Annotated in this window: 14 protein-coding genes and 1 pseudogene; 4 read left to right on the top strand and 11 right to left on the bottom strand. The window is 72.6% G+C overall.

The window, feature by feature from the left end; genetic code table 11:
* Positions 1-20: 20 nt before the first annotated feature.
* Positions 21-845, top strand: a complete 825-nt coding sequence (locus ACI798_RS17810; RefSeq protein WP_457048551.1) for an SDR family oxidoreductase — start codon at positions 21-23, stop codon at positions 843-845.
* Between the two features lie 43 nt (positions 846-888).
* Here ACI798_RS17810 and ACI798_RS17805 read toward each other — a convergent pair whose 3' ends face one another.
* On the bottom strand, positions 889-1,458 hold the full coding sequence (locus ACI798_RS17805; protein WP_456941379.1) for a metal-dependent hydrolase: 570 nt from the start codon (positions 1,456-1,458) through the stop codon (positions 889-891).
* 187 nt (positions 1,459-1,645) lie between these two features.
* Between ACI798_RS17805 and ACI798_RS17800 the strand changes: the two genes are divergently transcribed.
* Entirely contained in the window at positions 1,646-2,959 is a 1,314-nt protein-coding gene (locus tag ACI798_RS17800) for a hypothetical protein (RefSeq protein ID WP_457048550.1), read from the top strand.
* Here the strand turns inward: ACI798_RS17800 and ACI798_RS17795 are convergent.
* The 7 genes from ACI798_RS17795 to ACI798_RS17765 all read right to left on the bottom strand — a co-directional run bounded on the left by ACI798_RS17795 (position 2,956) and on the right by ACI798_RS17765 (position 11,597).
* Complete coding sequence (locus ACI798_RS17795) at positions 2,956-3,813, bottom strand: methyltransferase domain-containing protein (RefSeq protein WP_457048549.1); 858 nt, start codon at positions 3,811-3,813, stop codon at positions 2,956-2,958. The genes ACI798_RS17800 and ACI798_RS17795 overlap by 4 nt on opposite strands.
* Before the next feature lie 68 nt (positions 3,814-3,881).
* Positions 3,882-7,397 (bottom strand): lipopolysaccharide biosynthesis protein, encoded by a 3,516-nt coding sequence (locus tag ACI798_RS17790; RefSeq protein WP_456941382.1) that lies wholly within the window; start codon positions 7,395-7,397, stop codon positions 3,882-3,884.
* The gene (locus ACI798_RS17785; protein WP_456941383.1) at positions 7,394-8,167 is read right to left on the bottom strand and encodes a polysaccharide deacetylase family protein; all 774 of its coding nucleotides are present in this window, start codon (positions 8,165-8,167) and stop codon (positions 7,394-7,396) included. Before ACI798_RS17785 ends, ACI798_RS17790 begins: the two co-directional genes overlap by 4 nt.
* A 23-nt stretch (positions 8,168-8,190) precedes the next feature.
* A complete protein-coding gene (locus tag ACI798_RS17780) occupies positions 8,191-9,210 on the bottom strand; it encodes a glycosyltransferase family 2 protein (protein ID WP_456941384.1) in 1,020 nt (339 codons plus the stop codon).
* On the bottom strand, positions 9,207-10,379 hold the full coding sequence (locus tag ACI798_RS17775; protein WP_457048548.1) for a GNAT family N-acetyltransferase: 1,173 nt from the start codon (positions 10,377-10,379) through the stop codon (positions 9,207-9,209). Before ACI798_RS17775 ends, ACI798_RS17780 begins: the two co-directional genes overlap by 4 nt.
* On the bottom strand, positions 10,376-10,723 hold the full coding sequence (locus ACI798_RS17770; protein ID WP_456941386.1) for a hypothetical protein: 348 nt from the start codon (positions 10,721-10,723) through the stop codon (positions 10,376-10,378). The genes ACI798_RS17775 and ACI798_RS17770 overlap by 4 nt, the downstream gene beginning before the upstream one ends.
* A gap of 85 nt (positions 10,724-10,808) precedes the next feature.
* Positions 10,809-11,597 (bottom strand): glycosyltransferase family 2 protein, encoded by a 789-nt coding sequence (locus tag ACI798_RS17765; protein WP_456941387.1) that lies wholly within the window; start codon positions 11,595-11,597, stop codon positions 10,809-10,811.
* A 1,012-nt stretch (positions 11,598-12,609) separates the two neighbouring features.
* On the opposite strand from ACI798_RS17765, the gene ACI798_RS17760 reads away from it, so the two are divergent.
* Both ACI798_RS17760 and ACI798_RS17755 read left to right on the top strand, forming a co-directional pair.
* The gene (locus ACI798_RS17760) at positions 12,610-13,149 is read left to right on the top strand and encodes an FkbM family methyltransferase (protein ID WP_457048547.1); all 540 of its coding nucleotides are present in this window, start codon (positions 12,610-12,612) and stop codon (positions 13,147-13,149) included.
* Positions 13,150-13,357: 208 nt separating this feature from the next.
* On the top strand, positions 13,358-14,653 hold the full coding sequence (locus tag ACI798_RS17755) for a flavin-containing monooxygenase (RefSeq protein WP_456941389.1): 1,296 nt from the start codon (positions 13,358-13,360) through the stop codon (positions 14,651-14,653).
* 66 nt (positions 14,654-14,719) lie between these two features.
* Here ACI798_RS17755 and nrfD read toward each other — a convergent pair whose 3' ends face one another.
* From nrfD to fdh, 3 genes and pseudogenes are all read right to left on the bottom strand, one after another.
* Entirely contained in the window at positions 14,720-15,760 is a 1,041-nt protein-coding gene (nrfD, locus tag ACI798_RS17750) for an NrfD/PsrC family molybdoenzyme membrane anchor subunit (RefSeq protein ID WP_456941390.1), read from the bottom strand.
* A gap of 46 nt (positions 15,761-15,806) precedes the next feature.
* Complete coding sequence (locus ACI798_RS17745) at positions 15,807-16,874, bottom strand: 4Fe-4S dicluster domain-containing protein (RefSeq protein WP_456941391.1); 1,068 nt, start codon at positions 16,872-16,874, stop codon at positions 15,807-15,809.
* Between the two features lie 10 nt (positions 16,875-16,884).
* Positions 16,885-20,175, bottom strand: a pseudogene (gene fdh, locus ACI798_RS17740) (formate dehydrogenase).
* Between the last annotated feature and the right edge of the window lie 19 nt (positions 20,176-20,194).

Below are 20,194 nucleotides of genomic sequence, written 5' to 3'. Positions count from 1 at the left end.
GCCTCTCTAGGGTCGGTCCGGTGATCGTCGTGACCGCCGCGGGCGGCCCCACCGGCACCGCGGTCGTCCGGGTGCTGCGGGCGCGCGGCGAGCGGGTGCGTGCCGTCGTCGCCACGCCGCGGCCACGGCCGGAGCTCGAGGCGCTGGGCGCTGAGGTCGTCGTCGCCGACCTCAGCGGGGACGTCGCCCCCGTGCTCGCCGGCGCCGGGGCGCTGTACCTGGTCTGGCCGAACTTCGACCCGCGCGAGGCGACCGGGGCGCCCGCTGTGCTGCGCGCCGCCGCGCGGGCCGGGGCGGCGCGGCTGGTCTACCACTCGGTGCTCCGACCGCAGGCCCGGTCGATGCCGCACCACGCCGCCAAGGACCGCGTCGAGGAGGCGCTCGACGACGCCGTCGCCGGGACCGGCGCCCGCTGGCGGGTGCTGCAGCCGTGCGCCTACGCCGACAACCTCGACGCGCAGGTGGCCGCCGCGGCGGAGACCGGGGAGCTGCGCAGCCCGTGGGGCCTGGAGCGCGCGCAGTCCTTCGTCGCCCTGCGCGACGTCGCCGAGGCCGCCGCCGTGCTGCTCACCGAGGAGGGCCTGGACAGCGGCACCTTCGAGGCGGCCGGTCCCGAGGAGCTCACCGCGCGCGACGTCGCCCGGCTCGTGGGTGAGCACCTCGGCCGGGAGGTCACCGCCGTCGACGCCGACCCGCCCGAGGACGACGGCAGCTACGCCCGACACTGCCTGAGGACCATGTTCGCCGAGTACCGCGCGCACGGGTTCACCGGCAGCCCGCGGGTGCTCACCGCGCTGCTCGGCCGCCCGCCCCGGACCCTCGCCGAGCACCTGGCCGACGCCTGAGCGCCTGCCCCGCACACCCGAGGACGCCCGGCCCGCCCCGACGTCAGCCCTCGCGGAGGCGGCGGACGTCGGCGCGGCGCCACTGCCGCAGCACCGCCGCGCCGGCCAGCAGGCCCACCACTGCCAGGTAGGCCCAGTACGGGACGGACAGGTTCGTGTCCCGGAGCGGCCAGAGGAGCGACACACCGGGCCCGGTCGCGACGTCCCGGACGAGGTGCAGGAGGACCCCGGCCGCGATCCCCACCGCAGCCGTCCGCACCCGTCGAGCGCCGAGGGCGACCGCGAGGAGCACCAGGACCGTGGTCAGCGAGTGCGTAATCGGGCGTCCCCCGTCCGCGTTCAGCGGCTCGTTCCACAGGTACATCGGCAGGTGGTCGACGTCGATGGCCACCGCACCGGCGAGCACCCACGGCCAGACGCGCGGGGACGTCGCGCCCACGGCCACGAGTGCCAGCCACGCGGTGAGCAGGTGGGCCGGCTCGTCGAGCAGCCCGGTGACGACGACCGACCGGTGCCGCGCCGACATCACGAGGTCCAGGCCGACGATGCACAGGACGGCCAGCACCGGACCGGCCGCACCGGCGACCCGGCCGGCCCAGCCACCTCGCGGCACCTGGACATCGTCGCCGAGATGGTCTCGACGCGCCCGTCCGCCGGAGGGGGCCTCCCGTGTGCGACCGGCCGTCCCGTGGCGGGAGGACGCTGACCAGCACACCGACACGCGCGACGGGACCTCCGCGGTCCCCCGCACCCGTACGCTACGCGTGGCCAGGACGCTCGGACCCGTCCGGAGGGTCAGTGTGAGACGTTGGCACCTGCCGACCGCGGTGCTCCTCGTCGCCATGGTCGGGACCGTCCTGGCGGCGGACACCCCCGTCGGGGACCAGCGACCTCCTCTGCGCACCGCACCCTCGTGGCCCGGCTGGGGTTTCACCCACACGCAGTTCAGCGCCGACCACGGCGCCCCGGCGGCCGTCCGGTCCGTCGAGTCGGCCCTGTCCGCCCAGCCCCTCGTCCAGGCCCAGGCGCTCATGGGATGGGGAGCCGACAACCCGGAGCCCAGCCCGGGGCGGTACGACTTCGGCAGCCTGGACGAGCGGATCGACCTCATCCGCCGCTCCGGCGGGATCCCCGTCATCACGCTCTGCTGCGCCCCCGACTGGATGAAGGGCGGCCGGCCCGGGACCACCGACTGGGCCCGCCTCACCGAGGCCCCCCTGCCCGAGCACTACGCCGACTTCGCGGCGCTGGCCGCGACCGTCGCCGAGCGCTATCCCGACGTGCTCCACTTCATGGTCTGGAACGAGTTCAAGGGGTTCTGGGACGAGGACGACGACACCTGGGACGCCTCGGGCTACACGGCCCTGTACAACCGGGTCTACGACGCGGTGAAGGCGGTCAACCCGCGGGCACGGATCGGCGGCCCGTACCTGTCGCTGTTCAACGACGCCGACGGCCACGGGACCGGTGCCGACCCGGCGGTCCCGCCCGACGGCGCCGCTCCGCTGGCCGGCCCCTGGGGGACCGTCGACCCGCGCGTCCTCGATGCGTTCGACTACTGGCTGGCGCACAACCGCGGGGCCGACTTCGTGGTGGTCGACGGCGTGGCCCACAGCCTGGGCCGCGCCGTCGACCCGTTCTCCGTGGTCGGCATGTTCTCCGCGGTCAACCGCTGGATCCAGCAGCGCACGGCCCTGCCCATCTGGTGGGCCGAGTGGTACCTCGACCCGGCCGTGCGGCTCTGGCCGGCCGACCGGCAGGTCGCCGCCTACACGGTCGCCATGATGGAGTTCGTCCGTTCCGGTGCCGAGACGGTCCTGTACTGGAACCCCCGACCCCGCAGCCGGGGATGCGCCGGCTGCCTGTGGACGGACACCGCCGAGGACGGGGGCGGGAGGCCGCTGCCCTTCCTGACCGTGCTACAGGACTTCGGCCGTTGGTTCCCTCCCGGGACGGCACTGCGGACGGTGCCCGCGCCGCCCGGCGTCGAGGTCCTGGCCCAGCACCGCACGCTCGTCGCGGTGAACACGACCGGCGCCGTGCACACCCTGACGATCGACGGCACGCGCCTCACCCTCTCGCCGTACGAGACACGGTGGATCACCCCCGACTAGCTGTCGGGCCTCACGGGCTCGTCGACCGGGCCGTCGCCCGTCGGCGGTCGGGTGCGGCTCGCGTCCGGGCTCGGCGCCGTGCGCTCGTCGTCCCCGGGACCGGCCGCGTACAGCACCCATTCCCGGTCCTGCCGCACCGCCCAGTCGCTGCGGGGGGGCCGCCCACAGCGGATCGGCCGCAGCTCCGGGATCGCGTCCCACACCTGGCGGTGCACGGGATTGACGTAGAGGACGAACAGCGGCCGCGGGCGCTCGTGCAGCGATGCCACGACCGACTTCGCGACCTCGCCCATCGTGCCCGCACCGAACGGGTTGTACAGGAAGAGCAGCGTCGGCTCCGGCGGCAACCGGTAGGTGCTGGCGTCAGCCTCGACCACCTCGATCCGGGTGGGCGTCCGGGCCTGCAGCACGGCCGCGTTGCGCCGGGCGGTCCGGGCGAGCCGGCTGTCCAGTTCCACCCCGATGACGCGGTGGAAGCGGTGCAGGGCCGCCACCGCCAGCGGACCGCCCTTGCCGCAGCCCAGGTCCACGAAGGTGAGCCCGGCCGGATCCGCCGGCAGCCCGGCGAAGATCCGGCCCAGCTCCCGCACCGACATCGGCTCGAAGTCGGTGTTGTCCCGGTGGAGCGAGCGGGCGACCGCGTCCGCATCCGGAGTCCGCCACCCACGCGTGTCCAGGCCGAACTTGCGGTCGAAGACGTACAGCTCGGCGAAGGAGGCCATCCGGTACAGCTGCCGGCCGATCAGCCGCCCCACCACCGGAACCGTCGCTCGCACCCCGCCCCGGTGGTAGCCGCTCAGCACGTCGGCCCGGAAGCGGGTGAGGCGCACCCCCACGTCCCTCACGAAGTCCACGACTGTCCCTCTCCCCTGTGCTCACAGTTCCCCGGACACGCCGAGCCGGGGCCCGGCACCGCCATCGGTCACGCCAGCAGGACCGCGCGCTCCAGGACGACGACGAGCAGGCCGAAGGCGAGCGGCAGGGTCACCACCGTGAGCATCGGCGCCCGGGCCCGTCCGGTCAGGCGGCGCAGCTCACGCAGGCAGAGCGCGCCCGCGAGCGCCACGAGACAGGTGAGGCCCACCCCGGTCAGCGGCGTCCACGCGCCCACGCCCGTGCTCACCGGCGGCGGGTCCTCGACGGGCCCGGGTGGCGGAGTGGCCAGCACGTACACCGCGGCGTCGGGGTTCGACACCAGGACACGGACGTCCGGGCTCGCTGCCATGCTGGCCCGGAAACGGTCCCCCCAATCCTGGGGGAATCCCTCGGCGAGGACCAGTTCGGCCTCCTGGCTGCGGGTGGTGAGGAGATACGCACCGGGCCCGTGCTCACGCATCTGGTTCACCACGGGCCCGACGTCCCCGGGGTCCGGTGGCACGATGACCGAGGAGTAGAAGACCCGGTCGACCTGGCTGTAACTGGTCACGAAGGAGGCGCTGGGCAGGGTCGCGGGGGGTTCCCTCGCCGGCCAGAGCACCGAGGTCAGGCCGGTGCTGTGGTCGAGCACGACGTCGGTGGCGGTGATCTCCCCGGGACGCACGTACTCGAACCCCTCGTTGCCGAAGCGGGCGACCAGGAAGCCACCCACCAGCAACGGGACGCACAGCAGAGCGGCCGGAACGCCCAGCAGGCGCCCGATGCGCCGTCGGGATCCGGCCTCGGGGAAGAAGGACTGGGCGGCGAGGAAGCACACCGCCGGCAGGGAGAACACGAAGACACGCAGGGCGATCTCCCCGCCGTAGCTCTGCAGGCCGAACCCGAGGGCGGGGCTGGCCAGCAGCGCCAGGACGACGCGGTCGTCGAAACCCTGCCGCCGGCGTCGCAGTGCCCCCGCCGCGGCGAGCCCCCACGCACCCAGGGCGAGGGCCACCCGGACCTTCAGGACCAGCAGGTGCTGGGCGCCGCTGTCCCCGGTGCGGCCCTGGACGCTGCTCGACACGTTGGTCCCGAACGACCCCAACCCGCCCAACAGCTCGTGCAGGTGCCCCGACCAGTAGCCGACGGCCATGAAGCTGATCCAGGCCGCCACGATGACGAACATGAGCACCGGCAGGGTGCGCAGCACGCACCGCCCGACGAGGACCAGGGCCGTGGCCGCGCCGATCATCAGGAACGGCGTCAGCTGGTGGCTCATCGTGGTGAACGTGAAGACCACCAGCACGAGCACCAGCAGGACCACCCGTTCGGAGCGCCCGGTGGGCCGAGCGGGCAACTCCCCGGGCGTCGGGGGGTGCAGCCACGACCGGGCCCGCGGCTCCCGGACGCCCGGCCGGCGGGTTCTCGCCGCCGGGCGGAACCAGGTGATCAGCAGCGCCACCAGCGTCAGGTAGAGGAAGTAGGCGAGTCCCTGCGGCGAGAAGTAGTCCTGACCCACCCAGTTGAAGACGGCGAACAGCCACAGCGTCAGCCACTTCGCGCGCCAGTTCGCCCGCAGGTTGGTGAGGATGAGGACCACCGGCAGCAGGTACAGCAGGTTGCTGACGACCGGGGTGAGGCGCAGGACCCACGCCATGTCCTGCCAGTGGCGGGCGTCGCTGAGGAACGAGAACAGCCCGAAGAAGCCCGCCCAGCTGAACCTCGCGTCGATCGACGGGGCGACGGTGCCGGTGCGGGTGATGAACTCGATGAACCCCAGGTGCGTCCAGGCCGTCGGGAACCGCGGCATGCTGTGCAGCAGCACGGGCAGCCCGTGCAGGCAGACGACCCACGCCACGAGCTGCAGACCCAGGAGGACGGTGCGGGCGCGGCGGAGAGCGAGGCCGGCCAGGAACGACGAGCCGATCAGGACGAGCCCCGCGATGGAGGCGAGCGGGAGGACGGAGACGAGTCCGTAGCCGTTGATCTGCCGCAGGTCCACCGACCGCAGCGGGAGCGCGTACGCCACGAGCCCGGCAACGGTCGTGAGCGCGAGCAGGACCGGCGCCGCTCCTCCCAGGCGCCCGGCCGCAGCGCGGTCGCTCGTGCGGATCCGCGTCGCCGTCACCGGCACGGGGGCGGAGGAGCCGGCCACGAGGTGGTCGTCCAGCACGGGAGCGGTCGGGACCGGCAACCGGTGCAGGCCGCCGCGCCGCGCCGTGCTCCGGGCGGTCCCCGCCACCTTCCACAGCCGCGGGAGCACGAGCGCGGCCAGGACGCTCTGGTACAGCAGGACGGCGATCCCCACGCGCGTCAACGTGAGGGGCACGAGGTCGCCGAACAGTCCGTCCAGCTGGGTCGCTGCCAGCACCGCGCACAACATGAGCACGACGCGGAGCACCTGGATGCGGGCGATCCGGGCGCTGGCGTTCTGGGCCCGCAGCACTCCGACGTAGATCTCGACGAGGGAGACCGGCAACGCCGCCGCTGCCAGCAACTGGAGGAGAGGGACGGCGTCGAGGTACCCCTTGCCCAGGAGCCCCAGACCGTAGGGTGCGACGAGCGCGATGGCGACGGCCGCGGTGAGCACCAGCGCGACGGTCCGCGTGATGGCGGCGCGGCAGTTGGCGCTGAGGCTGCCCGGGTCGTAGACGCCCTCGACGGTCAGCGAGCTGGCCATGTTCGTGCCGACGGTGGCCAGCAGCGAGCCCACCGTCCAGGCGATGTAGAAGTAGCCGAAGGAGTACAGCGGCACGGCGGCGGCCACCAGCACGGGCACCAGCTGGAAGGCCGCGAGCATGCACAGCGCGCCGAGGTAGTCGCCGGCCAGGAACCGCCCCACCTGCCTGACGGTGGGGGGGACGTGCGTCGGGGGCACCGTCCGGCGGTGCCGGGGGATCAAGCGGCCGAAGATGAGGCCGTTGACGGGCAGCAGGAGCAGCGCCATGGGGATGACCCACGACAGCCAGACACCGTCCCGGGGATCTCTCGAGGCGAGCACGACCAGCAGGGCCAGCTTGGCGATGCCGAACACGGCGTTCTCGACCGGTACCCAGCCGGACCGGCGCAGTCCGGTCAGGACACCGTCCTGCAGGGTGAACAGCGCCGCGGCGACGACGGCGGCGACGAACCACGCCCCCGTGGTGAAGCCCGACAGGTGGACGTAGGAGGGCCCCCACAGCGGCAGGGTGAGGAGGAAGCCGGTGGCCAGCACGGCCGTGGCCACGGCCGTGAGCACGTAGGTGCCCAGCACGAACCTGCCGGTCCGCCGTCCGCTGGGCCCGATGAAACAGGCCAACGTGCCGTAGAGGCTCAGGGCCACGAGCCCGCTGAGCAGGGTCATCACCGAGATCGTCACCGACCCGCGGCCGACGTCGGACTCCCCGTAGGTCCGAGCCGCCACCAGCCAGTAGCCGACCCCCAGCACGCCTGTCAGACCGGTGTTGAGCACCAGGCTGTAGGCGTTGCGGGCGAACGGCTCGGCCAGGTGCCGCCGCAGCCGTCCCCTCCCTCGCGGTGGCGGGAGCGCCTCCTCTCCCGCCTCCGGGGCGGGGGTGGGGATGCGCACGTCGACGTCGGTCATGCCCGTCCCACTCGCCGGGCGAGCCGGTGGCCTCGTCGGACGACGGCGAACCCACGGGTCAACGTGCGCTGGAGCAGGAACGTCCGGCCGATGCCCCGCGCGCCGACGAGCTGCTCGAAGGTCTGCATCGTCGTCGTCCGCCGGATGGTGAGCCGAGGTACTGCCAGCGGGTCGACCGGCGCCCGGGCACAGGTGTTGGCCACGACGGCGGCGAACCGGTAACCGCTGGCGGCCACGGCCTCCCGGACCCGAGGACTGGTGTAGCCGTACGGATAGGCCAGTCCCTCCACCGGCCGGCCGGTCGCCTCCTCGAGCAGTTCCTTGCTGCGCTGCAGCTCCCCGGCCAGCTGGGGGCCCTGGAGCTGGTCGAGCTGGGGATGGCTGTGACTGTGGCCGCCGATCTCGATGCCGGCGGCGCTCAGCTCCGCGAGCTGCTGCCGGCTCAGCATCCGGCCGATCGGCCGTCCCGCCGCGGACGCCCCTGCATCGGCCAGCCAGCCGGTGGTGACGAAGACCGTGGCGGTGAGACCGTGTCGCCGCAGTATCGGGAACACGACGCTGTGGAAGTCGGCGTAGCCGTCGTCGAAGGTCAGGGCCACCGGTCGCTCCGGCAACTCGGCGCCCGAGGTCAGCCGGTCGGCGAGGGCGGAGAAGGTCAGCGTCGTGAAGCCGAGGTCCGCCAGCCGCTGGGCCTGCTCCGCGAACGCCGGGGGACTGACCGCCAGCCGCCGGGTCGCCGGGGTCGGGTCCTCGGCGACCGAGTGGTACATGAGAAGCGGTACGGGCCTCCGACTCACGTGTCGCCGGCCTCCCCCTGTAGCACCGGGCGCGACTGCGCCAGGCCGACGGCGTAACCGGCCGTGGTCGCGAGCAGCCCGGCCGCGATGGCGCCGGTGCGGGCCAGACCTGCGCCGTCCCCGCGCAGCGCCTCCCCCAGCCCCCGGGCCATCCCCCGGCCGAGGGTGCGCGCGACGTAGGAGCGTTCTGCCGACAACCCGTCGCCGGCGCCCACGCTCCGGGTGACGACGGCCTTGGACAGGCCCTCGGCATAACACCGGGAACGGAAGTAGGAGAAGCGCTCGCGGTCCGCGGGTGCCCGGTGCCGGATGACCGCACGGTCCTCGAAGAGGAACACCGATCCCGGGCGCTGCTGTGCGACCCGGATGCAGAACTCGGTCTCCTCACAGCCGAGTGGTCGGCTGCTCCTGGTGGACCGGCCGAGCCGGCTGACGAAGCCGCCCGCGACCTCGAACGCCTCGCGGCGGAAGGAGGCGTTGCCGCCGAGCAGGTTGCGGACCACGCCGGGACGCCGACCCGTGAAGGTGCACCCCACCACCCAGTCGAACTCCGCCGGGAACCAGGCCGGGCGACCGGTCTCCCACGAGGGGAGGGTCAGCCCACCGACGCCCATGACGTCCGGGCCCGTGTAGCCGGCTCCCAGCCAGTGCAACCACTCCGGTTCGGCCACCGCGTCGTCGTCCAGGAAGGCGATGACGTCGCCGCGGGCCAGCGCGACGCCGGTGTTCTTGCCTCCCGACAGGCCGCGCTCACCCTCGTTCTCGACGACGCGGACGTCGGGCAGCGCCGCTCGCAGCCGCTCGTGGAGCGGGCGGTTGTGGTCGACGACGAGGATGACCTCGAGCGGGCGCAGCCGCTGCTCCTCCACCGACCGGACGGCGGCGAGCACGTCGTCCCAGCGCTGCTCGGTGTACGCGCAGATGACCACGGAGATCGGCGGGGGCGGGGGCGAGGCCGGCACCTCTTCCGGCGACGGCGCTGCGCGCCGGTCCCGGGCTGCGCTCGCGGTGCTCATGACGACACCTCCTGTCGGTGGGGCCGGTGCACCCCGTCGGACCGCTGTCTCCTGCCCCCGGCACCACCGTCGCCGGGTCCGGGAGTCCTCCGGCCGGGCCGGCCGCGCAACTTCGCGTAGCCCACGAGGGCCCGGTCGGCCGCCTGGTAGAGCGCGGGGCTCTCGAGGACGACCTGCCGGAGGTGGCGCACGGGTTCCCGGCGCGCCCAGTGCAGGGCGGCGGCGGCCGAGGCCCGGTGCACGCGCCCTTCGGCGACGACGAGGTCGTAGCTCTTGAGCCACTCCTTGTAGTCCTTGGCGCCACGGCCCAGGTCGACGGTGGAGATGCCGACGGCGGACGCCGCCCGCGCCATCTCGAGGTGCAGCAGCAGCCCGGGCGAGTACGGCCGGGACCCGACGTCGTAGGCGGGGAACCACGTGGGGAGGACCCGCAACGAGCTCACGCCGAAGTGCGCCGCGACCACGTGCTCGCCCGCGTGGAGGATCGACAGCCGGCCGGTGCACCCCGGGGCCCGTGTCTCGAGCATGGTCTCGATCAGCTCGACGATCCAGGGCCGGGCGAAGCGGTCGGTCCGGCCGGTTCGGCGGTATTGCGCCGACTTCCACGCCATGAGCCTCCGGAGCGCCTGCGGGTCCCGGGCGTCGAACTCGAACCGGACGGGCCCGACCTCGCGTTCGAGCCGTCGACGCCGGCGCGGCAGGTCCCGGATCCGCGACGACGCACGGCGGCGCTCAGCGAGGTAGTGGTCGTAGCCCTGACGCAGGTCCATCACCGGCGACGGCACACGGCAGAGTTCGAAGGGCGCGAACGGCCGCTGCCCCTCGGCGAGGCAGTCGAACTCCCAGGTCGCCAGGCCGCAGGCCCGCAGCAACCGCCTGGGATCCCAGTCGAGGCCGACCGCGTGCACCACGCCCTGCCACTCGGTCAGGGTCGGGGCGATCGGCATCCCGTAGCCGAGGCCCCGGCGCTCGAACGGGAAGAAGCCGACCACCGCGTTACCGTCCTCGAGCACCGCCACACGGGTCGCGGGCCGGACCGCGCCGACCGCGCGGACGTACTCCGGCGCCATGAACGGGTTGTCCAGGGCCGGTGTCTGCTGCTGGAAGGTGCGCCAGGCTCCCAGCTCGGGCTCGCCCAGCTCGCCGGGTGGGACCACGGTGATCCTCACGACGCCACCCGGGGGTCCGGGGCAGGCGGGGAGACGGCGGCCACGGCGTCGTCCCGGAGAGCCGGGGCGACGAGCCACAGCGCCGCGCTGATGACGCCGACCGCGGTGGCCCCGCCCGGGATGGACCAGAGGTGCAGGACGAGCATGACCTCCGCCACGATGCCGTTGACACAGATCGCGGCCGCGAGTCCACACACGAGCCGGGTCCACACGGTCACCCTCCGGAGGAGGGCCGCGGTGGTGACCCCTGGGCCGGCGAGGAGAGCCGCGACGGCCAGTCCCTCCACCAGCGCGTGCTGGTCCGTGGCGATCGCCACTCCGGCCAGGTGGCCGGTCGCTGCCATGGCCGCAGCACCGGCCAGGCGTTCCGCCGACCGTCTCATCGGAGGCCGTCGAGTGCTTCGGCGGCCTCCTCGCCCGGGACGGCGCTCACGGCCGCGGAGCAGGGGTCAGTGCGACCGAGGTCGTCCCGGCGGGACGATGGACCATCGACCGGACCTGCTGGACGGCGTGGCCGCTGAGCCCTGAGTTGTGCTCCCGGAGGACGGTGCGGAGAACCCGCGTGCCGTCACGGAAGGTCCGCAGGTTGGACCGGCCGAACCGACGCGGCATCTCGAGGCTGGGGACCTCCGCTATCCGCAGCCCCGACTTGATGGCCGAGACGATCATCTTGGCCTCGACCTCGAAGCCGGGCGTGGAGACCCCCAGGTAGTCGAGGTACCGACGGTGGAAGGCGCAGAACCCGTAGCAGAGGTCGGTCAGGTGCGCGTCGTAGAGGCCGTTGACCAGGTGCACCAGGACCGCGTTCCCCATCCGTCGGGTGGGGCTGATGTCGCGAGAGCCCCCGCCTCCGATGAAGCGCGAGCCCTTGACGAAGTCGTAGCCGTTCTCGAGGAAGTGCACGTAGTGCGGGATCTCGCTGGGCGCCATGCTGCCGTCGGCGTCGATCATGACGATGATGTCGCCACGCGCCGCGCGGAAGCCGGTCCGCAGGGCGTCTCCCTTGCCGATCCCCTCCTGCTCGAGCACCCGGATGCCGGGCCGACACGACCGTGCCGTCACGACGGTCGCGTCGGTGGACCGCCCGTCGACCACGATCACCTCGTCGACACGGTCGGGGACGTTCTCGAGGACCCAGGCGATGTTCGCCGCCTCGTTCCTCGTCGGGATGATCAGGCTGACGATCGGGCGGCCTCTCGCCGAAGCAGTGGTCGGCACGGGGAGCGGCGCCTCGGGTCCGGCCACCGCGTCCCCCGGCTCCCGCGGCTGGACGCTCGTCTGCGGAGCCTGGCGCTCCACACCGTCAGGGTTGATGACGGGACTGGTCAAGGTGTTCACGGGTGGCCTCCGGGGCTCGCGCTTCTTGGAACCGGAATGGGCCGAGGGGGCTCGGTGCGGGATCGGGAGCCGCAGGGCCCCGCATGCCTCCTGCACCCGGCCTGCGGCTCGTGTCCGCGGGGTGGCCGACACCCCCGCCGTAGGGAGCTCGGCGCCCGCCGTCGCATCGGTCAGGTGCATCACTGCCACCGCAGTGGTGCCGCCCGCGGTTCGCTCCCATGGCAAACACGTCTGACCCCCGCTTGAGCGGAGCCGGCCTGTCTCCTACAGCCCGACTCATCTCGTGTGAGTGCTTGACAGGGGAAGGACTTTGCGTCGTGCCAGGAGCATCGTCAAGGGCTGACGAGACGAAATCCCACCTTTTGTGATTTCGTCACGCAGAGTGGCTGCCTCTCTCGCTGCGTCCGCGACTCGCCGCTCGGGTCCGACGTCAATCCGGAAGCGACTACACCAGGTGACCCGGAAATCACCATTCGCATCTCCGTGGCAGCGGACAGAAAGTTGATCACCGGAGAAGCGGGACGACGATCAGAGGCGGACTCCTCTGGACGGGATCCGAGACTCCTGATACGCACGCACGGTGAACGGGGACTTGCTCGAACGCTCCTTTCAGAGAGTTCCGACACAGCTACGGCCGGTACTCAAACGCACATACTTCGCCGGAAAGCTCGCTTTCTTCACGACGCTCGGCAGTGACATCCCCCTACGCGCCCGAGCTCAGCTCGTGCGCGCGTCACTCCGCTTGGTCGCCGGTCGGCCACCGCGACAGGACGACCTGATCACCCTTCCGGGCGGGCCGGTCGTCCTCGGGAGGGACTCCTATGGAGTCGACGCCCTCACTCTCGGCTACATCTGGGGGCAGCACGCGTTCCCCATGACGTGCCGTGGGCGCGTGATCGTCGATCTGGGAGCACACAAGGGCTATTTCTCGGCATGGGCCCTGGCTCAGGGAGCGGCGCACGTGTATTCGTACGAGCCGCAGAGCGACAACTTCCACGCCCTCGTGCAGGCGCAGCAGCAGAATTGTCGAGCGGCGGCATGGACGTGTGTGCAGGCGGCGGTGGGCCGATCGACAGGAACGGCTGAACTGTTCATCGCCGAGGAGTCGTGGGCGCATTCCCTGCACAGCGAGATGATCGACTCGGTGTCGGTCGAAGAGGTGCCGATGGTGACCCTCCCCGACATCCTGCGCCGAGTGGCGGCAGAACACCCAGGTATCGAGATCGCGCTGAAGATCAATGTCGAGGGCGCGGTGGGGGACGTCCTCTTTTCCACCGCCGTCGAGGAACTGGCGGTGGTGGGGCAGGTGGACCTCGACCACGAGCCCGGCTCCCCTTACGACTTTCCCGCGCTTCTCGGACATCTCGCGAGAGCAGGCCTCGACGACGTCCGGCAGATCAACAGCAAGTTGTTCGTCATCCGACGCCGGTAGCCCGCCCGTCGGCGCGGGAGACACGCACTCCCTGAGGTGTCGGCGCGGCCCCGGGGTACGGCCTGGCGGTCGTGGACCTGCGTCGCGGGGACGGGGCGACGGGAGGCGACCTCTGCTCGGGTGTGCGTCCGCGAGGCCCCGAGGGCACCGGGACCGGCGAGCGGGAAACCCACCCCGGCACTCCCTGGCTGACCTACCGTGCTTGCCCATGACCGCGCCGCTCCACCCCGAGGAGGACGTCACCGTCCAGGTCCTCGTCATCGGCGCAGGCCAGGCCGGCCTGGCGATGGCCTGGCACCTGCGACGGGTCGGGATCCCCTTCCTCGTCGTGGACGCGGGCTCCCGCATCGGGGACGCCTGGCGCTCACGGTGGGACTCGCTGCGGTTGTTCAGCCCGGCGGAGTACAACTCCCTGCCCGGTTCTCCGTTCCCGGCCCCCGCCGGCACCTACCCGACCAAGGACGAGGTCGCCGACTACCTGGAGCGCTACGCCCGGACCTTCGGGCTGCCCGTCCGCCTGCAGACCCGGGTGGTCCGTCTCCACCGGTCGCCCGACGGCCGGTTCATCGCCGAGACCACCACCGGGACGCTCACCGCCTCCCAGGTGGTCGTCGCCACCGGCTCCTACGTCGCGCCCCACGTGCCGGCGCTCGCCGGGGGCCTGGCACCGACCGTCGTCCAGCTGCACAGCTCGGCCTACCGACGGCCCGCCGATCTGCCACACGGGCCGGTGCTCGTCGTCGGTGCCGGGAACTCCGGCGTCCAGATCGCCGCGGAGCTGGCCGCCTCGGGCCGCACGGTCAGCATCGCGCTCGGCTCGCGGCCGTACATGATGCCGCAGCGGCCGCTCGGCCGAGATCTCTTCTGGTGGCTCACGATGCTGGGGCTGGTCGCCAGGCCGACGGACGAGGGGCCGATCCGGCCCCCCTCCCGCCGCGGGGCGCTCGTCGACAGCGTGTGGCGGCGCATCCGGGCCGGTGGCGTCGCCTCGCAGCGGCATCCGGGAGCGCGGCAGGGCGCCGGCGTCGAGATCGTCATCGGTACGTCGTGGCGACGCCTGCGTGCCAGTGGTGTCCGGATCCGCCCGCGTGCGGTGAGCGCGTGCGGCGACACCGTCGGATTCGCCGACGGCACCACCGTGGACGTGGCCGGGGTCGTCTGGGCCACCGGGTTCCGCCCTGAGTACCCATGGCTGGACGTTCCCGGAGTGGTCCTCGACGGGCAGGTCCGGCACGTCGCCGGTGTCAGCGACGTGCCTGGCCTGGTCTTCCTCGGACTGCCCTGGCAACGCTCGCGCAGCTCGCACTTCCTGGGCTTCGTCGCCGCGGACGCCGCATGGCTCGCCGAACGGTTGCGCGCCCCGGACCCTGACTGCACCGCGCCGGGCGAGCCGGCGTCACCACAGACAGGACCGTCACTCCGCCGGCGGCTGGCGGGGCTGCCTGAGGCATCGACCCGGCGGGTCCGGCCGTGGAAGTCGCCGTCCGCCCACACGTCGAGGTGACGACGGTCCTCGGCAGCCGAGGGCACGAGCGGTCGCCCGGTGGTCGGCGTCCGCCGCGGAGGGGGATCAGCGGGTGACGGTCGGCGCGTGGCCGTTCTGCCGGGCGGCGAGCCGCTCGCGTTGCGGGACGACCGTGTACTTGGGGTCCCGCGCGCTGGCCAGCCCGGCCTCGAAGACGCCGAAGCGGGTGAGCAGCGAGCCGGCCGCCAGCAGCAGCCCGGACACCACCGCACCGGCCCGACGCCGTCCGGCGACGACGGTCAGCGCCGCGCCCGCCGCGGTGCAGGCCTTCGCCGCGCGCAGCAGCGCCCCGGCCCGGCCCTCGTGGTACGGCTCGCTGACGATCCCGTGGTCGTTCTCCACCCGGTGCATCACGGCCAGCTCGATCGCCGCGCCGGCCACCGCGGTCCGCCGCGACGGCCCCGCCTCGGCCACCGGCGTGAACACCATGGTCATCCCGCCGCCGGCCGCCATCGCCGAGCCGCCGAAGACGAACGGCAGCTGCCGGTGCGCCGCGTGCCAGGACGGCACCGCGGTGTTGGCCAGCAGCACGCCGGTGTAGGTGGCCAGCGGCCCGCCGAACAGCGCCGACACCACGCCGCCGAAGCGCTTGAGCCGCGGGAACCAGCCCAGCAGCTCGACCGCCGCCGTCGCCCCGGCCGCCGCACCGAACGGCGCGAGGATGTAGGAGCCGACCGACAGCGGGGAGGTCGGCTTGAACACCCGCAGCATGTGCAGGAACCGCTCGGGCCGCCCGAGGTCGTGGATGAGGAAGACCACCGAGGCGATCGCGCCGCCGCCGGCGGTGTACCGGCCGACCCGGGTCAGCACCGGCCGACCGGTGACGTCGGCGACCGCCGCCAGGATCGACGACGACCCCGCCATGCCGCCGAGGAACAGGTACAGCGGCACGTCCGGCGACTTCCACACCGGCGACTTGATGATCGGGCGCCCGTAGTACGAGGTGAACCGGGCGTCCTCGACCATCGGCACCTCGCCGCCGCCGCCGCGCCGCCCGCCCCTGCGCCGCCGCTTGCCGCGGGCCTCCGCCGCCGGGCCGTCGGCCCGCCGCCAGCCCGCGCCCGGTGTCGTCAGCCCCTCCGTCACCGGTCCCCCTCCGGCAGGAACGGCCATTCCTGCCGCTCCCGGCCGATCATCGGGGCCTCCGTCCGACGAACGACGAGATGACGACGCCGGCGATCATCGCCGCGCCGGCCGCCGCCGCGCGCCACATCGAGGGCAGGTCGCGGGTGGTGACCACCGGGTCCGGCGGCAGGCCGTAGACCTCCGGCTCGTCGAGCAGCAGGAAGAACGCGCCCGCGCCGCCGACGCCGTCGTCCTCGTCCCGGCCGTAGAGCCGCGCCGTCTCCACTCCCTGCGACTTGAGCGTCGCCAGCCGGGCGTCGGCGCGGGCCTGCAGCTCGTCGAGGTTGCCGAACTGGATCGACTGCGTCGGGCAGGCGGTGGCGCACGCCGGCTGCAGCCCGTCGGTGAGCCGGTCGTAGCACATCGTGCACTTGAAGGCCCGGCCGTCGCCCTTGCGGGTCTGGATGACACCGTAGGGACAGCCGATGACGCAGTAGCCGCAGCCGTTGCAGATGTCGCCCTGCACGACGACGGTCCCGAACTCGGTGCGGAACAGCGCCCCGGTCGGGCAGACGTCCAGGCACCCGGCGTGCGTGCAGTGCTTGCAGACGTCGGAGCTCATCAGCCAGCGGATCTGCTTGTCGGTGCCGCTCTGCCCGGTCTGCGGGTCGAACTCCGACAGCGCCTCGGCGTTGAGCACGCTCGACTGCTGCGCCGCGGCCAGGCTGCCGTCGTTGTCGCCCTCGGCCACCGACGGGCCGCTGCCCTGCCGGTCGTCGCCCGGGCGGCCGAAGGTCGGCATCGGCAGGTCAACGGTGCGGGACTGCTCGATGAACGCCACGTGCCGCCAGGAGTTGGCCCCGAGCTGCCCGGTGTTGTCGTAGGACATCCCGGACAACCCGATGACGTCGCGCACGCCGTGCGAGTCGTCCATCGGCAGCGTGTTCCACTCCTTGCACGCCACCTCGCAGGCCTTGCAGCCGATGCACACCGAGGTGTCGGTGAAGAAGCCCACCCGCGCCGGGTGGTCCGGGTCGTAGCCGGCCTGCCCGGTCACGTCCGGCACCGGCCCGTAGAGCCGGTTCTCCGGGTCGTGCCCGGTGAACGCCGCACTCGCCGAGCTGATCGGGGTCATGCCGGTCTCCTCACTGCTGGGATCCCTCGCCGGCCTCGGCGGCGACCGGGTCGCGGCCGTTGACCCCGACCCGCCCCGACCCCACGCCCGCGCGGCGCCGGTAGCCCTCCACGAACTCGATGAGCTCGGGCCCGCGCGGGCGCCGTCCCGGGACGATGTCGGCGGTGCTGACCTTGTCCTCCTGGATGTGGGTGTTCGGGTCGAGCACGATCCCGAGCAGGTCGTTGGCCGAGTCGCCGGTCGAGATGCCGCTGTAGGACCAGTGGTAGGGCATCCCGATCTGGTGCACGACCTGGCCGTCCCGCAGCCGGATCGGGCGCATCCGCTCGGTGACCAGCACCTTCGCCTCGATCGCCGTCCGCGTGCTGACCAGCGTGGCGTACTCCCCGTTGACCAGCCCGCGCAGCGCGGCCAGCTCGGGGCTGACCTCGACGAAGAACTCCGGCTGGAGCTCCGACAGGTAGGGCAGCGTCCGGCTCATCCCGCCGGCCGTGTGGTGCTCGGTGAGCCGGTAGGTGGTCACCTGGAACGGGAAGACCGGGCTCAGCGGCGGGTTCTCCCGGTTCCACGGGCCCTCGATGCGCTCGATCGTCGGGTTCGCCTGCTGCTTGTAGAGGGCGTTCTCGACGACGGACTCCGCCGGCTCGTAGTGCGTCGGCAGCGGCCCGTCGACGACGCCCGCGGGCGCGTACAGCCACGCCTTCCCGTCCCCCTGCATGATGAACGGGTCGGCGCCGCCGATCGCGTCCTGCGCCCGGGCTCCCTCCGGCGGCACGTAGTCCGGCCGCTTGGTCGCCTCGAAGTCCGGGTTGTCGGCGCCGGTCCAGCGGCCGGCCTCCTCGTCCCACCAGACGTACTTCTTGCGCTCGCTCCACGGCCTGCCGTCGGGGTCGGCCGAGGCGCGGTTGTAGAGGATGCGCCGGTTGTACGGCCACGCCCAGCCCCACTCGGAGGCGACCTGGCCCTGCTCGCGGCCGGGCTTGCGGCGGGCGGACTGGTTGACCTCGTCGGCGTAGACGCCGGAGTAGATCCAGCAGCCGCACGACGTCGACCCGTCGTCCTTCAGCTCCATGTACCCGGAGACGGCACGCCCGTCGGGGCCCACGCCGTTGATCTCCCGCAGCACGTCCTCGGCGCTGGGCTCCTGGTCGGGACCGTGCGTCGGGTAGTCCCAGGTGAGGTCGAGCAGCGGGCGGTCGCGCGGGTCGGTCGAGCCGGCCAGCCGCTCGCGCAGGATGCGGCCGAGGTGGAAGTAGAACCACAGGTCGCTCTTCGCGTCGCCCGGCGGGTCGACGGCCTTGTGCCGCCACTGCAGCAGCCGCTGGGTCTGGGTGAAGGTCCCCTCCTTCTCCGCGTGCGACGCCGCGGGCACGAAGAAGACCTCGGTGGCGATCGTCTCCGGGGCGAGCTCGCCGGTCTCGATCTCCGGCGACTCCTTCCAGAAGGTCGCCGACTCGATCATCTGCAGGTCGCGGACGACCAACCAGTCGAGGTTGGCCAGTCCGAACCGGTTCATCCGGCCGTTGGGGTGGCCGACCGTGGGGTTCTCGCCGACCAGGAAGTAGCCGGAGATCTTCCCCTCGATCATGTCCTTGATCTGGCGGTAGGAGCTGTGGTCGCCGTCGATCAGCGGCATGTAGCCGAAGGCGAAGTCGTTCTCCGGCGTCGCGGCGTCGCCCCACCAGGCCTTGAGCAGGCTGGTCATGTAGGCGCGCTTGTTGCCCCAGAAGCCGGCCTTGCCGGCGGCGTCGGCGCAGTAGTCGTCGAGCGACTGGTGCTGCAGCGCGTGCGGCATCGGCAGGTAGCCGGGCAGCAGGTTGTACAGCGTCGGGACGTCGGTCGAGCCCTGGATGCTGGCGTGCCCGCGCAGCGCCAGGATGCCGCCGCCGGGACGGCCGATGTTGCCCAGCAGCGTCTGCAGGATCGAGCAGGTGCGGATGTACTGCGCGCCGACGCTGTGCTGCGTCCAGCCCACCGAGTACACCCACGCCGTCGTCCGGTCGCGGCCGCTGTTCTCGGTGACCCAGCGGGCCACCTGGAGGAACACCTCCGGCTCGATGCCGCAGACCTCGGCCACCATCTCCGGGGTGTAGCGGGCGAAGTGCCGCTTGAGGACCTGGAAGACCGTCCGCGGGTGCTGCAGCGTCTCGTCGCGCTTCGGCTTGGCCGCGATCGGGGGGCCACCGCTGCCGGCCGCCTGCGCCTTGTCGGTCTTCCGGATCTGCGGGTGGTCCTCGAGCTCGTCCTGCGCGGCGGCCCCGGCGGGGTCGTCGGAGCCCGAGTGCGGCGGCTCCTCCGGCTCGTACTGCCAGCTGGACTCGTCGTAGGTGTTGTTCTCCGGGTCGAAGCCGGAGAACAGGCCGCCGAGGTCCTCGGCGTCGACGAAGTCCTCGCGCACCAGCGCGGCGGCGTTGGTGTAGGCGACCACGTACTCCTCGAAGTACAGGTCGTGGGTGAGGACGTGGTTGATCAGCCCGCCGAGGAACGCGATGTCGGTGCCGATGCGCAGCGGCACGTGCAGGTCGGCGATCGCGCTGGTGCGGGTGAACCGCGGGTCGACGTGGATGACCTTCGCGCCGCGCGCCTTGGCCTCGCTCACCCACTGGAAACCCACCGGGTGGCACTCGGCCATGTTGGAACCCTCGATGACGATGCAGTCGGAGTTCGCGAGGTCTTCCTGGGAGTTCGTGGCACCCCCACGACCGAACGAGGCACCCAGACCGGGCACCGTGGCGGAGTGCTATATGCGCGCCTGGTTCTCGATCTGTATGGCGCCCAGGGCGCTGTACAGCTTCTTCATGAGGTAGTTCTCCTCGTTGTCGAGGGTCGCCCCTCCGAGGCTCGCCAACCCCATGGTGCGGTTCACGCGCTTGCCGTCGTTCTCGTCCTGCCAGCCCTTGCGCCGGGCCTCCAGCACGCGGTCGGCGATCATGTGCATCGCCGTGTCGAGGTCGAGGTCCTCCCACTCCGTCCCGTACGGCCGGCGGTACTTGACCGTCGTCACGCGGGTCGGGCTGGTGACCAGCGACTTGCTGGCGCTGCCCTTGGGGCAGAGCCGGCCGCGGCTGATCGGGGAGTCCGGGTCGCCCTCGATCTGGACGATCTGCTCGTCCTTCACGAAGATCCGCTGCCCGCAGCCGACGGCGCAGTACGGGCAGACGCTCTGGACGACGCGGTCGGCGGTGGCCGTGCGGCTCACCACGTCCTCCGTCGCCTTGCTCCGCGCGGCCCTGCCGCGCCCGAGCGGATCGGGGCCGGTCAGCTGCCGGAACACCGGCCAGGCGTCGAGCCAGGTCTTCACCCTGTGGACTCTGCCACTC

Source organism: Geodermatophilus sp. SYSU D01045, from assembly GCF_054050295.1.
The sequence above is the reverse complement of the archived record's forward strand: the minus strand, read 5'-3'. Positions and strand labels throughout refer to the sequence as shown.